The following is a 15958-nucleotide window of genomic DNA, read 5'->3' on the forward strand; positions in this document are numbered from 1 at the left end:
CAGCATATTAAATAAGGTATGAATATTAAAGTGTTTTACATCAGTGTATTTTTTTGCTTGGGGCAGATAAATTTTTCTTTTTCGCAAAAGGCTAAAATTTATCATCAAGGATGGATAGATTTTAATAAAAATGGAATTAAAGACATCTATGAAGACCCAAAGCAAGATATAGATAGCCGTATTAACGATTTGCTGTCGAAAATGACATTAGAAGAAAAAACAAACCAATGTGCAACTTTATATGGCTATAAAAGGGTTTTAAAAGACGAACTTCCAACAGCAGCATGGCAAAATGAAATCTGGAAAGATGGTATTGCCAATATAGATGAACATTTAAATGGTTTAAAGCCTACACAGTTTTCTTTTCCTTATACCAAACATATCGAGGCAAAAAATACCGTTCAACGCTGGTTTGTAGAGCAAACAAGATTGGGTATCCCGGTTGATTTTACCAATGAAGGGATACACGGTTTAAACCATGATAAAGCCACTCCTCTACCTGCACCTATTGCTATTGGTAGCACTTGGAATAAAGCCCTCATTAAACAAGCAGGGCAAATAGTAGGTAAAGAAGGTAAAGCTTTAGGATATACCAATATTTATGCACCTATACTTGATTTAGCCAGAGACCCAAGATGGGGAAGAGTTGTGGAATGTTATGGAGAAGACCCTTTTTTAGTAGCCGAGTTAGGTAAGCAAATGGTTTTGGGAATACAAGCTCAAGGCCTTGCTTCAACCCTAAAACACTACGCAGTTTATAGTATACCCAAGGGCGGAAGAGATGGAGACGCTAGAACAGACCCACATGTGGCACCAAGAGAATTACATCAAATCCATCTTTATCCATTTAAAAGAGTTATTAAAGAAGCAAAGCCTTGGGGGGTAATGAGTAGTTATAACGATTGGGATGGTGTACCTGTAAGTGCCAGTACTTATTTCCTTACAGATTTACTAAGAAAAGAATATGGTTTTAAAGGTTATGTAGTATCTGATAGTGAAGCTATAGAGTTTGTAGATACCAAACACAGGGTTGCCAATGGCTATAAAGATGGTGTGAGACAAGTAGCCGAAGCAGGAATGAATGTAAGAACGCATTTTACACCGCCACAAGATTATATCTTGCCATTAAGAGAACTGGTAAAAGAGGGTAAACTTTCTTTAGCAACTTTAGACAGAAATGTAGCCGATGTATTAAGAGTTAAATTTAACTTAGGCTTGTTTGATAAGCCTTTTGTAGAAGATACAAAGCAAGCAGTCAAAATTGTGAATGATTTGGCTGCTCAAAATTTTGCTGAGGATATAGCAAAGCAATCTTTAGTACTTTTAAAAAACGACAAAAACTTATTGCCCCTACAATTAAAAAATCTTAAAAATATTTTAGTTACAGGTCCTTTGGCCATAGATAAAACAGTTTATATCAGTAGGTATGGGCCACAAAAATTAAATGTAACATCAGTTTTAGAGGGTATACAAAATTACGTTGGTCAACAAGCAAAGGTATCTTTTGCCAAAGGTTGCGAGGTTATAGATGAAAACTGGCCCGAGAGTGAAATTATTCCTCAAAAAATTACCAAAGCAGAGCAAGCCGGTATAGATGAAGCAGTAAAACAAGCTCAAGCAGCAGATGTTATTATTGCCGTTTTAGGTGAAGATGAAATTAGGGTAGGAGAAAGTAGGTCTAGAACTAGCTTAGGTTTACCCGGTAAACAATTACAATTATTACAAGCCTTACAAGAAACTGGTAAGCCTATAGTTCTGGTACTGATAAACGGAAGACCTCTAACCATTAATTGGGAGAATAAATATATTCCGGCAATTTTAGAAGCCTGGTTTCCTAATACCAGCGGGCCAAAAGCTATTGCAAAAACTCTTTTTGGAGATTATAATCCAGGCGGTAAACTTACAGTAACCTTTCCTAAAAGTGTAGGGCAAATAGAGTATAATTTCCCTTTCAAACCTGGCTCACATGCTGGGCAGCCAAGTGAAGGCCCAAATGGTTTTGGAAGTACTGCCGTTGAAGGGGCGCTATATCCCTTTGGTTACGGCTTAAGTTATACCACTTTTGCATATAGCAATTTAAAAATTTCGCCAACAGAACAAAACAAAGCTGGTTTAATAAACATTTCTTTTGATGTTAAAAACACAGGTAAATATGATGGAGACGAGATTGTACAGTTGTATATTAAAGATGTGGTAAGCAGTGTTACTACCTACGATAGCCAATTAAGAGGTTTTGAACGTATAAATCTTAAAATTGGCGAAACTAAAACCATTAACTTTACTTTACAGCCAGATGATTTAGCTTTGTTAGACAAAAACATGAATTGGACGGTAGAGCCCGGTAAATTTGAGGTACGCATAGGCAGTAGCTCAGAGAATATTCAATTAAAAGGTAGTTTTAATATCAAAGAATAAGACAAATAGGTGAAAAATGAGGTGCAAAATATATTTAAGCGTTATTGTTCTTTTGCTTACATATCAGGCTGCTGCACAGCGTAAACAAAATCGGAAAGGTAATAATGAAATAGGCAATGTTTTTAAAAATGACATTACTGTACCCTCTAAATTTTACATGCTATCGGGTATTCAAAACGATTTATTTGTTGAGCCTATCATCAAAAGATGGAGACCCTACGATGATGTGGTGAGGTTTTCTGGTACAGCCAATTACAGCAGAAGGCTACAAAGGGTAGCGAGTATCGTTAACCCTATAGATAGTACCAGTATTATTTTTAATTTAATTAATACCCAAAATTTTGATACGCTAAAATCTATCAAAACAACCCTATCAGTTGCCCAGCCAGGGGTAGGTAATGATAGTGTCAAGGTTTCCATTATTGGTGATAGCTTTACCAATGGCGCTTTTTTTAAAGATGCCTTATTGATAAAAGGTTATGTACCTAAAATTAAACTGATAGGTTTAAGGGATGTAATTGGCTTTAAAGGGCAATTTGATGAGGGACGTGGTGGGTGGACATTGAAACGCTATTTTTCTCCATCTACGGATAGAATAGAACCTTATAATGGTTTTTGGCAGCCGCATGCAAATTATAAATATTGGGGAGCAACACATTTTTGGCAATTGGCAAATGCAATAAGCCAACAACCAGATGCAAACTGGACCGTTGAAGAAACCTATTATGCTGGTAGATATGCTACCCAAGCTTTAAAATTTGATGCTAAAACTGGGTTAAAAATAAATCCTCAACCCGATGATATCATGTTTGATAACGAAACATGTTATTTCATAAAATTTAATGGAAAAAACTGGGAAAAAGTACGCTACGAGGATTTTGATTGGGCTTTTAATTATCCTAAATATTTAAAAATGTGGAATTTAGAAACCCCGCAAATTCTAGCAGAGTTCTTAGGTTTAAATGATTTTAGAGATGTACCTCAGGTTAGTCAGATTGATTTTTCTGAGTGGAATAATCAAATATTAGCTTTAAAAAAATCTTATCAGGAAGCAGCTCCTCAGGGTAAATTTGTGCTCATGATACCAGCCTCAACCTGTGGTTTATTAGATAATACCGCTGGCGATTTTACCATCAAACAAAATGCAGCGATGTGGGAGTTAAGAAAAAATATCATCAATAATTTTGATCATTGTGAAGAAGAAGGTATTTATATAGTTGATGCCGGTATAGCCATAGATGGGGTAAACGGGTATGATTATACGCAAGATACTACCTATACTAAACCTTTTGCATCTTACCAAGGGAAAAATTATTTTGAGGTACAAACCAAAAACCCTCATCCTTACAGCAATTACGCTACCATGGGTTTATCTTTAGCGGCTTTTATACAAAGGTTTAGATAGTAAGGTTTTGTTCATCCCAAACAAAAATAACCCACATAAAATCTCTGCAAATAGCACTCTTTTTTAACAAGATATTTCTGTTTTCTTATACCTCAAAAGGAGCTGTCTTACGTAAATCACCACTTTGTATCCTTAAGCAGAGTCGAAGCCTTCTTCAACTCTGCTCAGGATAACAACTAAAGTCTGATCAATGCGACAAATAAGATTTTTGAGAATCTTCTATTTTATTTACTCTTTTTCAATAAAATCATAGAGCTGAAAGGCTTTAAAATAATAGAGGCATCAACTTTTTCGCCGTTAGGGTAATAATAAATAGCGGTGTCTAAAGTATAAGTTTTATCCTCTTTAGTATCGTTTACAATAATCTCTGCTTCGGCGTTTTTTGCCCAATCGGTTAATGCAGTAACAGCTTTGCTATTTTCTTCTTGTTGATAAAAATTACGCCATTGCTCAAAAGTAAGATGCAATTTAGCATGCTCTGGTATTTGCTTGGTTTCAAAATAAATAGGTGTACTCGACTTGGTGTTGATATAAGTATTATGATCAAATTTACCAACCTGAAAAACTGGGCCTATAAAATTTTTCAAACTAAGTGCTTTTTGCGAAGGCTTATTGCTGGCAATGACATTTCCAGTATTTACGCAATCAAAAATTTTCCCAAGATTTCCCCACTCTGCATAGCCCAGTCCTTCTTGGCAATTAAATACATGGTTGCCAATAAAGCTATTTTTAAAAGAAGCATCGTTATTAACCATACCAGATGCGCCTGTGCTAATAATCGTATTATTAATGACTGTAACATCATTAGAGTTATTATCTAAATAAATCCCAAAAGCTAAATTAGGATTATCAGGAGTAGCCTCACTATCTCCAATGCTGTAGCGTACAATGTTATTTCTAAAAATAGAATGATGAGTAGCGCTAGGTTGGGCGCCATAACAATATAAATTTGCCCCGTCATTTAAAGTTAAACTGCAATAATCAATGATATTATATTCAACCAAATTATTGTAACCATCAACCCTGATACCATTATAGCCACAGCTATCTACCTTATTATAACTTACTACATTATGGTGTGCAAAAGTATTATCTATAGTTTTTTTTCGCTCGGTATTATAAATAAGAATACCTGTTGCGCCGTTTACTCCAGTAAAGCCTTGAGCTCTAACCAGCCCAATACGCCTTACAATATTATCAGAAATAGTGAGATTATTGGGTTCTAAGGCAGAAATACCTTTTCCAAGGATATCTGTAATGCTATTCCCTTTGATGTTGCAGTAAGAAGATGCGCTATCCAATAAAATGCCCGCTCCATGTATATTTTTAAATTGATTATCCAATACCTGAATATTTGATACATGCCAACCACTGCCAACACCTGCTTTTTCATATTGTTCAAATGCAATATCTTTAACAATAATGTTTTTAATATGATGATTAATAAAAACACCATAATGTTGGGTTACTGCCTTAATATTTTTTGGCGATTTACCTGCTGGCAATTGCACCATTAACTTGTTGTTTTTCCAGCTCCATTCAAAAGCGGTATCTATCATTTGTGGTAAGCCTTCTAAATAAAAGCCATAACCTGCCTTAAACTCATACAAAGAGGTTTGTCCGTTTTTGGTCCTTTCAAAAAAACTTTTATCAATAAAATACCTGTCTTGTGGGCCCTGTATCACTAATGATTTCTTGTATTTGGCAACAGTTCTGGTTTCATAAACCCAATCAATGGTGCGTACTCTTAAAATAGCATCGTTCCAATAGCCATCTGGTTCCTGAAGACTTAAAGCACTTAAAGAATCTTTGCCAAATCCCTTATCTATTTTTAAAAAACCTTTATTGGGATATCTGGCAGGTGTAAACCTAAAATTGTTTTCAAAAACATCATAAATCTTAGTATTGATGTAAGCTTCATAAATATTGTTTCCTACGGCTTTCCAGTTATGGATGGCTGTAGAACCTGTAAAAATAGGTTTTTCGCCCTGGCCATAAGCCGTAATTACAATAGGCTTATTTGTAGAGCCAGATTGCTTAATATCTAGCATCCCTGTAAAGGTATCGCCTCTTTTAAAGAACAAGGTATCGCCCGGTTGTAGTTTAAGATTTTTTAATCGGTTTAAAGTTTTCCAGGCGGATGCAGGCGATTTCCCATTAGCTTTATCATTTCCAGATTCAGAAAAGTAAAAGTTTCTGGCATAAGTAAAGTTGTAAATAAAACATACAAAGAAAATTGCTAAGACTAATTTTTTCATCGTTAATGGATAAAAGAAGATATATTTAATAAAGGTTATACAAAACAAATTTAAAGCTATAGCTATGCAGTATATTCACTGAAATTGACATTTTCTTAAACTTTTCTACATGATACATGCTCATAAATAGTATATCTAGTTTAAACTTTAGATAAAATAGTTTAAAATAAATTTATAGCTTTTGATTTCTTTTACTGTAAATATAAGGAGATGAAATTAGCTAGTTTATTATTGTTTACGATTATTAGTCAACTTGCTATAGCGCAATATAAGCAAGCCGAGCGTCTTAAAAATCAATCGAGTTTAGATATTGATAAAAATTTTTCTATTTATAAAGCCGATGCTTTACAAATCTATCATCATGCTGAATTAGGCTATCAAGAATATAAAAGTAGCGCTTTATTAAAAGATAGGTTAAGAAATAATGGTTTTGTTATTGATACAGTTTTACAAATGCCTACTGCTTTTGTAGCTAGCTATGGTAGTGGTAAACCCGTTATCGCAATTTTAGCTGAGTATGATGCTTTACCCGGTTTCTCACAGCAGGTAAGTACGGTAAAGCAGCCCAATCCTAAGCAAAGCAACGGGCATGCCTGTGGGCATCATTTATTTGGTGTAGGTAGTGTGGCCGCGGGTATAGAAATTAAAAAACTGATAGCCCAAGGTAAGTTAAAAGGTACTATAAAAATTTATGGATGCCCAGCAGAAGAAGGGGGAAGCGGTAAAGTTTACTTAGTTAGAGATGGTTTTTTTAAAGATGTTGATGTAGCCTTGCATTGGCATCCATCCGCCAGAAACAGGGTTATTACTACCGATGCTTTAGCAAACATCTCTGCTAAATTTAGATTTAAGGGCGTTTCTTCTCATGCGTCTGCATCTCCACAAAGAGGTAGGAGTGCTTTAGATGGCGTTGAAGCTATGAATTTTATGGTGAATATGATGCGTGAACATATCCCTCAAGAAGCAAGAATACATTACATCATCACAGATGGTGGTAAAGCCCCTAACGTAGTTCCAGATTTTGCAGAGGTATATTATTATGTTAGGCATCCTGATAAAGAGCAAGCAAGAGAATTATTTAACCGTGTGGTATCTTGTGCAAAAGGTGCAGCCCTAGGTACTGAAACTTCCGTTGAACATGAAATTATTGGCGGTACGCATGATTTACTTCTGAATATCAGTTTGGCAAAGCTGATGTATAAAAATCTGGAAATGATAGGAGGAATTAATTATACAACAACTGAATTTTCTTTTGCTCAAGAGCTATCAAAAACCTTAAATAGAGAATTAATTGTGCCTACTCAAGTAGAAACATTTTCTTTATTAAAAGAAAGTACCAATGGCAGTACCGATGTAGGAGATGTGAGTTATACCATACCCACTGTAGGTGTAAATACGGCAACTTGGGTGCCTGGCGTTGCTGCACACAGTTGGCAGGCAGTGGCTTGCGGAGGTACTGATATTGCTATAAAAGGAACTGTAAATGCCATAAAAACAATGGTTTATACGGCTATAGATTTATATACGCAACCCAAGCATATAGAAGCTGCTAAGTTAGAATTTAATCATGCGCTTAAAAATTATCAATACAAACCCTTATTAGGTGATAGAGCGCCTGCATTAAATTATAGAGACTAATGTTTATTGCCCAAAATTCTTTTGATAATCAAAAGGTGTTTTACCTGTGATAGATTTAAAGCATTTATAAAAGTTTGTTAAGTTATTAAACCCACTCTCATAACAAACTTGTGTAACTGATAATTTATTTTCAATCAGGAGTTTACAGGCATAACCTACCCTTATCTCTTTCAGGAAATCAGAAAATCTTTTTCTTGTTTTGGTCTTGAAATACCTGCAAAAGGAGTTAGGACTTACACTGGCAATATCAGAAATTTCTTCTAATGTTATTTTCCTTTTAAAATTAGATGAACAGTAAGCATAAATTTTACTGATATTATCTTTATCCTGACTTTCCATTTGTAAATCAAAACCTACAGAGGAAAGTAACCTATTATTTTTACCTTCTGCAATGGTATGCAAAAGGGTTAACAACAAAATAATTCTTAATTCGCCATTAGAGTTTACCAAATCTTTCATCAAAGAAACAACTTTAGGCTTTATTTCTTTTGAAATGATAATGCCTCGTTTAGCATTTATCAAAAGCTCCTTAATTTTTTTATTCTCAGGTAAATTGATAAAACAGTCTGACCAAAAATTGGTTAAAAAATGCGCTACCAAGGCTTCTGCTTTTAAATCTGCGCTATTTTGGAAATAGCTATCATCACACCTCCAATAATGCGGTAAATTGCTGCCAATAAGTAAAATATCCCCCTTTTTAAATCTTTCTATACTGTCTCCAACAAATTGTGTACCGTTTCCCTCTTTGATATAAATCAATTCAACTTCTGGATGATAATGCCATTTATCATAAAAATAAGGTACAATATCATGCCTGATACTAAAAGAATAATATTCTGAGGGATTTATTTTAAGTAAAGTAGGCTTCATTTAATAACAATTGGCTAAATCTATGATGGTCAAAAATAAATATAATATTTATTCTTATAAGGATAGTGTAACATCTATAATAAATTACTCATAAGATTTAATATTTTTCAAGAGCTAATATAGTTGAAAGAAATGCTTAAAGTTATTAAAGTTAATATATCTTCTACTTATAAATTTGTTTCTCTTATTTAATCAATTTACAAACCAGATGATGAAATATTCGATAATCATTTCTTTGCTATTTTTTTTATCTTCTTATCTAACTCATCAAGCTTTTGGCGATGAAAAATATAATAAGTTATGGTATAAAAATCCTGCAAAAGTTTGGGAAGAAGCTTTACCATTGGGTAATGCAAAAACTGGAGCAATGGTATTTGGACATTATCAGCATGAGCGAGTTCAGCTAAACAACAATACTTTATGGTCTGGTTATCCGCAATCAGGGAATAATCCAAAAGGAAAAAATGCGCTTCCCTTACTAAGACAAGCTGTTTTAGAAGGTGAATACAACAAGGCTAAGGATATTTGGAGAAATAATCTTCAAGGCAGTTATTCTGCTCGATATTTACCAATGGCAGATTTATTTCTTGATTTTAATTATAAAGGCTTATTCGTTAAATCTTACAAGAGAGAATTAGATTTAAATCATGCAGTACATAAAGTTTCATATCAAGTAGGAAGTGTTATTTATAACAGAGAGACTTTTATAAGTTATCCAGATAAAGCTTTAGTAATGAAAATTACAGCTAGTAAACCACATGCTATTAATTTTACTACAAGGTTAACAAGCAAATTAAGATTTAAAACTTCTGCGCTCAATAATGATTATTTAGTTTTAAAAGGGAAAGCCCCTATACATGTTGCCCATAGGACTAGCGAGCCTCAACAAATTGTTTATGATGAGCAAGAAGGGATGACTTTTGAAGTACATGTAAAAATGAAAGTAGAGGATGGAGAAACTAAATCTAATTATGATGAAATAACCGTAAATAATGCAACATCCGTATTCATTTACCTAACAAATGCTACAAGTTATAATGGCTTTAATAAGTCACCTGGCTTGGAAGGTAAAAATCCCGAAATAGAAGCTGTTTCCAATTTAAATAAAGTGCTTGCTAAATCTTATGAAAAAATTAAAAACAACCATTTAAATGATTATAAAAGTTTATTTGATAGGGTTCAATTTAAATTACCATTTGACCATAAGCTTAATAAATTACCCACAGATGAGCGCTTGAAAAGACAAGGTACTAAGGGGAATGATCAAGGTTTACAAGTATTATATTTTAATTATGGACGATATTTAATGATATCTGGTTCTAGACCGGGCTCTGTTCCCACTAATTTGCAAGGTATTTGGAATAATTTAGTGCAACCTCCTTGGGGTAGTAATTACACAACCAATATCAATACTCAGATGAACTACTGGCCTGCTGAAAATACAAATTTATCAGAATTACATCAACCATTATTTGATTTTATGGAGTTTTGGGCTATAAATGGAAAGGAAACCATAAAAACTAATTATGGTATAGAAGAAGGATGGACATTACATCATAATTCTGATATTTGGGCTAAAACGTCTCCTTCTGGGGGGTATGATTGGGATCCAATATCAGACCCAAGTTGGTCTGCTTGGGTAATGGGCAGTCCTTGGTTTTCTACTCATTTATATGAACATTATTTATATACTGGTGATTATAATTTTCTAAAACAAAAGGCTTACCCGCTAATGAAGGGTGCTGCGTTATTCTTATTAAATTGGTTACAAGAAGATGGTATAGGAAACTTAGTTACAAATCCATCTACATCGCCAGAGAACTTATTTAAGATAGAAGGAAAAAGCTATTCTATTAGTATGGCAAGTACTATGGATATGGCTATTAGTAAAGAGTTTTTTTTAGCTTTTATAAGAACCTCAGAAACGCTCCAAATTGATGAAGCACTAAGAAACAGGGTTAAGAATGCTTATCAGAAATTATATCCTTATCAAATTGGACAATTTGGTCAATTGCAAGAATGGTTTCAAGATTGGGACGATTATTACGACACTCATAGGCACATTTCTCATTTATTTGGATTATTCCCTGGAACTCACATAACATTAAAATCTACCCCAGAATTAGCCGCGGCTTCTAAAAAGTCATTGATGTTAAGAGGAGATGTGAGTACCGGTTGGTCTATGGCATGGAAAATTAATTGGTGGTCCAGATTACATGATGGTAACCAAGCTCTAAGAGTTTTGAAATCTGGAATAACATATATAAATCCACGCAAATATTATAATAAAGAAATTGGTTCGGCAAGTTTTAAAAGCGGTTTACCATTTAATGCAGGAGGTACCTATCCTAATTTATTGGATGCGCATCCTCCGTTTCAAATAGATGGTAATTATGGGGCTACAGCCGGTATTGTAGAGATGTTAATGCAAAGTCATACAGATGCTATAGAACTATTACCCGCTTTGCCACAAGAATGGGCAGTTGGAGAAATAAAAGGTATTAAAGCTCGTGGTAATTTTACTATTGATATGAAATGGAATGCCGGTAAATTAATTGAAGCTATAGTTTTGTCAAATATTGGAGGAAATTGTAGAATTAACACGAATATTCCGGTAAAAGTTGTAAATCATAATTATCAAAATTCGTATGGAGAAAATGTCAATCCACTATTTAACAAAATCTCAAAAATGAATTATAAGGATAATTCCAAAGAAGCTCTAGCATTAGTAAAAAATAAAGAAGGATATACTATTGATTTTAAGACCGAGGCGGGCAAGGTGTATAAGATATTACCCTTAAATGATTAATAGAGCAGTTATTTAATACTGATTTACAAAATCACATAAAGCTTTAGCAAGGCAGATAGGTTTCTTGCTTATTTTAGTGAGTGTTAAAATAATTATAAATATGAAACTTACCTCATTACTAACCTTGGTGATTACACTTTTATCCGGCCTTAATTTGGCTTTTGCACAAACTTCTTTAGTAAACACAAATAAGCAAATTGTACTTAACTTTTATAATGGTTTGTTTGGAGATAAGGATTCTACCGTTATTGATAAATATGTGGTTGAAGATTATATTCAACACAACCCTAACGTAGCAGATGGTAAAGAGGCCTTTAAACAAGCGGCCAGAAAATGGAATATTTACCATACACCCAAAAAGAAAATTGATGTTGTTAAAGTTATTGCTGATGAAAATTATGTTGTTTTACATATTAGAGAACCTTGGCAAGATAAGGTTTTTTCTTTGGTAGAAATTTTTAGATTAGAAAACGGCCTGATTAAAGAACACTGGGATATCAGGCAACAAGTACCTGCAACAGCGCAAAATAACCATCCTATGTTTTAAATTAAGCTTTTAGTATAGTAATTGGTTTACTTAAATATCGTTTAAAAAAGATATTTAGGTATCTTTCTACTTCCACAACTCATTCTAATAATTAATGAGCTTTTCTACAGCCAAACCAAGATAGCACAACATAGCCTAAGCCCATTATAGTAGCTTCTTATGCTTTCCTTAAATTTTTTTCTATTTCATTTGTATCACTATTAAGGCACAAGAAGTTTTTGCCCGCTTGCTTTGGTCTTCATTGCGCCATTGGAGGGATGAAGATGTCTGACATAGTCTTGTAAATAATTCAATATTTCTAATTTCTTGGATAAATTTTAACAGCGTAATACTTATGATCTTCTTTTGATTTCAAATTACGACTCCCATAATTTAAATCACTAAAAACCAATTTGTAATCATTAACAACCTTTTTTAAATTCCCCGCTATTAATAGATCATTTGTATCATTGAAGCTTACGAAATCATTATCTTCAACTTCAATATATATATACTTAATTATTCTGCTATTAGAATCAAATGAGGCGGATAAAACCCAGCCATCTTTGTGAAATTCAAAAGAACCCTGAGAGGAACTATTTGCCAAGATATACTTAGAATTTCCATCACTTTTAGTAAAATTCCACGAAGTTGTCGTAGAGTCTTTATATTCATTTAATGTTTTTCCAAAAGTCTGCATTAGCTGATCTATATTCATATCTATTAAATGAGGTACATCAAAAATAACAGAGTCCTTCTTTAGAATTGGTTTAACGTTTTCCACTTGAGGAAGGATTCTAACTTCATGAAAACTATAACTTCCCTTATTTTCTGATGATAATTCGAAATCCAAATGAAGCCAATCTCTAAACGTCAGTTTGTAATTTTCGGCATCTGGTTTTAGGTTTCCAATGATTAATAAATCATTTACATCAGTAAAACCAACTCTTCTAAACTTTTCATATTCTACAGCTATATTTAAACTTTCAATTTTTCCACTCTTAAAAAAAATTAATAATCGCCAACCGTCTTTCAGATAAATAAATGTTTCTGAGCCACCTTCATTAACTGAATTCCACTTTATGTATTCAGAATTTTCATCTTTTTTATAAATGTCACCACCGGAAACTATAGAATCTGTATACTGCCTTGGAGACTTCTTATAAGTTTCCATAATTTGTAACATATTTTTATTGATTAAAGCAGGTACATCAAAAATTACTTCTCCGATTTTGGGATCAGGTTTATTGTAACCTCCTATATAATAAATTGCAATTCCTGAGATTGCTAAAAAAAATATTAGCTTTTTCATAATACTAAAACTCATGAAATCTTACACCTTATATGTACTTGAGATGTAAAAGGTTTATATCCCTTTCTAAATTGCAATACCCACCAATCAGCAAAGCCAGGAATATTTTGTCTCCAAGCATTTTTAGCCTCTCCGTTATCAGTGATATCTGTTGAATCTACACCATTATGCATATATTTTATTATTTTCTACTTTCTAAAAAATATATTAATTAAGCGGATACACATTGATTCCTGTAAAACTCTCCACTCTATTTTCTTCTTTGATATTATACTCACTCCAGCTGTCGCTGAGGGTTATTTTGTAGTTAGTCGCATTTTTGTTTAAATTCCCTATTAACAATAAATCTTCAATCTCTTCTAATGAATAGTTTAATTGTCTAAAGTCTTCTAAATCTGAGCAATAATTAAAAAGTTCAGCTTTCTTTGTTTTATCATTATATTCAATAAACAGAAACCAACCATTTTTTCTACAGGTGAAAATTTTATAACCATCTTTATCGGAATCAGTCAATCGTTTCTTTTCTGCCGAAATTCTAACTATTTCATTAATATCTTTACCTATTAATGAAGGAATATCAAAGATTATCTCCCCTGTTTTGGGGCTAGGTTTATCATATCTTCCGATGTAATAAATTGCAATTCCTAAGATTGCTAAAAGAAATATTAGTTTTTTCATAATGACATCTTAAAAGTATGTAACCTTAATCAGGTACGGTTGTGATGTGTTTTGTAAAATAGAAGCTTTTTTAAACATCAATTTATTTCTCATGCTATGCTTTCAAAGGCGCTTTAATTTTTCTTGGTAAATTTCACATCCAAATAATCGTAAAACTCAATGATTTATTATCTAAGATGACAACCTATTGAAATTTGATACTTTATATTTTCGTTCAACATTGTATCCTTATATAATGGAAAATCTGGATTTTCGAAGTCATTTTTCTCTTGAAAACTATAATTTTGATTCCACCTCAAACTGTGATAAACATCGATTGAACTTTCATTTCTATTGAGAATAATACTTATTCTACCATCTTGATAAACTACAAAATAGTTTAAAGCTATATGGTCAAACTCTTTGTATAAAACCTCAAATTCATCACTTATTGAAGGTGGTATTGTTGAATGTGTTAACTTTCCATTATCATCTTTATAAAACATAGCACAATTTCCGGGGTTTTTAGGGTTAAAAGCAAGAATTGAATCCGAATTAGTTTTAAGGAATGCTGCAAGCCGTTCATAGGATTTTAAATCTTTAATAAAATCCTTATTAAAAGTTGTGTGTTTATAAATAGAATCTCTTTGTATAACATTGCATATATCTGGAGTAATACAGGCTGAAGTTAGATTTATAATGATAATAACTGGAAATACTGAAATAAACGATTTCATTTTGATGTAGATAAATCTTATTAGAAAAATAGAAAAGAAGCCTTCCCTAAAACTTGCTTTTAAATCCCCCAATATAGCACAATATAACCTAAGCCCATGTAATAGCTTCTTACACTTTCCTTGCGTTAAAAAAGCTTTACTTTTCTAAACCATTTAGGTAATGAATAAGCTTTTCTACAGCCAAACCCCGGTGGCTGATATTATTTTTACTTGCCATATCCATTTCGGCAAAAGTAATGTTATAACCCTCTGGCTCAAAAATAGCATCATAGCCAAAGCCTCCGTTACCAGATCTTTCTTTACGGATGTTGCCATTTACAATACCTTCGAATAAAATTTCTTCTCCGTTTAATATCAATGAAATAACGGTTCTAAAACGAGCCTTAAGATTGCTCTCGTTTTTAAGTTTCTCTAGCACTAAATCGATGTTTTTTTCAGCATCTCTGCTGCCGCTATATCTGGCAGAAAATACACCAGGTTCTTGGTTAAGGGTTTCAATTTCTAAGCCTGTATCATCAGCAAAACAGTTTATTTGGTAATTGTCAAAAACATAATGGCTTTTAATAGAGGCGTTTTCTTCTAAAGTTAACCCAGTTTCGGCAATATCTTCAAAACAACCAATATCTGCTAGGCTCAAAACCTTTATCTGTTGGTTTATTTTTGATTGTACCTCTGCTACTTTATGTGCATTATTTGTGGCAAATACCAATTGCATAAATCTTTAATATTAGAAATTTTTCAATTCGTTCCAGTAAATGGTTTTCTTTTTTACATCGGTATCTAATAGAGGTAAAGCCCATGTACCTAGTATTTTTACACCTTCAAATTCTCCTGCTTTATTAGCTGTAATGCCCTGTATTTGTAGTGATTTTGGGTCTATTCCAAACGTTAAAATCTTGTTACAAGCGAAATATTCCTTTAAATCTTTAAAAGTCAAATCTGTATAACTATTAGTGTTTAAGATGGCAATATCATGTAAATCAAGTTTTTTAGCAGCCAAAATTTTTAAAAGAAAAGCTAAGTCTTTATCGTTTATAAACTGATGCGTTTTATCATTTACAATAACAAGAAGATATTTATTGTTATCACCCAAATAGTTAAAAGAAGGTTTATTTACTGGAGCTTGTGGTTTAGCTATCTCCTGAGTTTCTACAGTTGTACTATGTAAAACGGGTATAGCAGTTTTATTTTCTACAGCTGCTTGAGGTTCTTCTTTTTGGGCTGTTATAACTTCTGTATTTGGCATGTTTTCTACAGGTTCAATAACATATAAATCCTCATTCAAAAGAATACTTAATGCTAAAGGATGAGCTGTATTTAAAGAATCCATA

The 15958-nt window shown here is 33.0% G+C and carries 12 protein-coding genes; 5 read left to right on the forward strand and 7 right to left on the reverse strand.

The window, feature by feature from the left end:
- Positions 1 to 18 precede the first annotated feature (18 nt).
- Positions 19 to 2415, forward strand: coding sequence for a glycoside hydrolase family 3 N-terminal domain-containing protein (locus tag B2745_RS01825; RefSeq protein ID WP_304062907.1), 2397 nt, complete (start codon positions 19 to 21; stop codon positions 2413 to 2415).
- A gap of 52 nt (positions 2416 to 2467) precedes the next feature.
- Entirely contained in the window at positions 2468 to 3820 is a 1353-nt protein-coding gene (locus B2745_RS01830; RefSeq protein WP_304062910.1) for a hypothetical protein, read from the forward strand.
- A 224-nt stretch (positions 3821 to 4044) separates the two neighbouring features.
- Here B2745_RS01830 and B2745_RS01835 read toward each other — a convergent pair whose 3' ends face one another.
- Positions 4045 to 6078, reverse strand: a complete 2034-nt coding sequence (locus B2745_RS01835) for a right-handed parallel beta-helix repeat-containing protein (protein ID WP_304062913.1) — start codon at positions 6076 to 6078, stop codon at positions 4045 to 4047.
- 210 nt (positions 6079 to 6288) lie between these two features.
- Between B2745_RS01835 and B2745_RS01840 the strand changes: the two genes are divergently transcribed.
- The gene (locus B2745_RS01840) at positions 6289 to 7716 is read left to right on the forward strand and encodes an amidohydrolase (RefSeq protein WP_304062916.1); all 1428 of its coding nucleotides are present in this window, start codon (positions 6289 to 6291) and stop codon (positions 7714 to 7716) included.
- 3 nt (positions 7717 to 7719) lie between these two features.
- On the opposite strand, the gene B2745_RS01845 is transcribed toward B2745_RS01840, so the two are convergent.
- Entirely contained in the window at positions 7720 to 8586 is an 867-nt protein-coding gene (locus B2745_RS01845; RefSeq protein ID WP_026905110.1) for an AraC family transcriptional regulator, read from the reverse strand.
- Between the two features lie 211 nt (positions 8587 to 8797).
- On the opposite strand from B2745_RS01845, the gene B2745_RS01850 reads away from it, so the two are divergent.
- Both B2745_RS01850 and B2745_RS01855 read left to right on the forward strand, forming a co-directional pair.
- Positions 8798 to 11395 (forward strand): glycoside hydrolase family 95 protein, encoded by a 2598-nt coding sequence (locus B2745_RS01850; RefSeq protein WP_304062919.1) that lies wholly within the window; start codon positions 8798 to 8800, stop codon positions 11393 to 11395.
- A gap of 100 nt (positions 11396 to 11495) precedes the next feature.
- A complete protein-coding gene (locus B2745_RS01855; RefSeq protein WP_304062921.1) occupies positions 11496 to 11942 on the forward strand; it encodes a nuclear transport factor 2 family protein in 447 nt (148 codons plus the stop codon).
- 298 nt (positions 11943 to 12240) lie between these two features.
- Here B2745_RS01855 and B2745_RS01860 read toward each other — a convergent pair whose 3' ends face one another.
- From B2745_RS01860 to B2745_RS01880, 5 genes are all read right to left on the reverse strand, one after another.
- Positions 12241 to 13233 (reverse strand): hypothetical protein, encoded by a 993-nt coding sequence (locus B2745_RS01860; RefSeq protein WP_304062924.1) that lies wholly within the window; start codon positions 13231 to 13233, stop codon positions 12241 to 12243.
- A 207-nt stretch (positions 13234 to 13440) separates the two neighbouring features.
- The gene (locus tag B2745_RS01865) at positions 13441 to 13911 is read right to left on the reverse strand and encodes a hypothetical protein (RefSeq protein ID WP_304062926.1); all 471 of its coding nucleotides are present in this window, start codon (positions 13909 to 13911) and stop codon (positions 13441 to 13443) included.
- Positions 13912 to 14078: 167 nt separating this feature from the next.
- On the reverse strand, positions 14079 to 14627 hold the full coding sequence (locus tag B2745_RS01870; RefSeq protein ID WP_304062929.1) for a hypothetical protein: 549 nt from the start codon (positions 14625 to 14627) through the stop codon (positions 14079 to 14081).
- A gap of 136 nt (positions 14628 to 14763) precedes the next feature.
- Positions 14764 to 15342, reverse strand: coding sequence for a non-canonical purine NTP diphosphatase (locus B2745_RS01875; protein ID WP_304062932.1), 579 nt, complete (start codon positions 15340 to 15342; stop codon positions 14764 to 14766).
- A gap of 12 nt (positions 15343 to 15354) precedes the next feature.
- Positions 15355 to 15957, reverse strand: coding sequence for a hypothetical protein (locus B2745_RS01880; RefSeq protein ID WP_304062935.1), 603 nt, complete (start codon positions 15955 to 15957; stop codon positions 15355 to 15357).
- Position 15958: the final 1 nt, after the last annotated feature.

This window comes from Pedobacter glucosidilyticus (assembly GCF_002483235.1).
In the GTDB taxonomy this organism is placed as follows: domain Bacteria; phylum Bacteroidota; class Bacteroidia; order Sphingobacteriales; family Sphingobacteriaceae; genus Pseudopedobacter; species Pseudopedobacter glucosidilyticum_B.

What these genes read in the sequence shown, in the direction of transcription:
- B2745_RS01825 (WP_304062907.1), top strand. Translation starts at nt 19, where the DNA reads ATGAATATTAAAGTGTTTTACATCAGTGTATTTTTTTGCTTGGGGCAG.
- B2745_RS01835 (WP_304062913.1), bottom strand. Translation starts at nt 6,078, where the DNA reads ATGAAAAAATTAGTCTTAGCAATTTTCTTTGTATGTTTTATTTACAAC.
- B2745_RS01840 (WP_304062916.1), top strand. Translation starts at nt 6,289, where the DNA reads ATGAAATTAGCTAGTTTATTATTGTTTACGATTATTAGTCAACTTGCT.
- B2745_RS01845 (WP_026905110.1), bottom strand. Translation starts at nt 8,586, where the DNA reads ATGAAGCCTACTTTACTTAAAATAAATCCCTCAGAATATTATTCTTTT.
- B2745_RS01850 (WP_304062919.1), top strand. Translation starts at nt 8,798, where the DNA reads ATGAAATATTCGATAATCATTTCTTTGCTATTTTTTTTATCTTCTTAT.
- B2745_RS01855 (WP_304062921.1), top strand. Translation starts at nt 11,496, where the DNA reads ATGAAACTTACCTCATTACTAACCTTGGTGATTACACTTTTATCCGGC.
- B2745_RS01860 (WP_304062924.1), bottom strand. Translation starts at nt 13,233, where the DNA reads ATGAAAAAGCTAATATTTTTTTTAGCAATCTCAGGAATTGCAATTTAT.
- B2745_RS01865 (WP_304062926.1), bottom strand. Translation starts at nt 13,911, where the DNA reads ATGAAAAAACTAATATTTCTTTTAGCAATCTTAGGAATTGCAATTTAT.
- B2745_RS01870 (WP_304062929.1), bottom strand. Translation starts at nt 14,627, where the DNA reads ATGAAATCGTTTATTTCAGTATTTCCAGTTATTATCATTATAAATCTA.
- B2745_RS01875 (WP_304062932.1), bottom strand. Translation starts at nt 15,342, where the DNA reads ATGCAATTGGTATTTGCCACAAATAATGCACATAAAGTAGCAGAGGTA.
- B2745_RS01880 (WP_304062935.1), bottom strand. Translation starts at nt 15,957, where the DNA reads ATGGATTCTTTAAATACAGCTCATCCTTTAGCATTAAGTATTCTTTTG.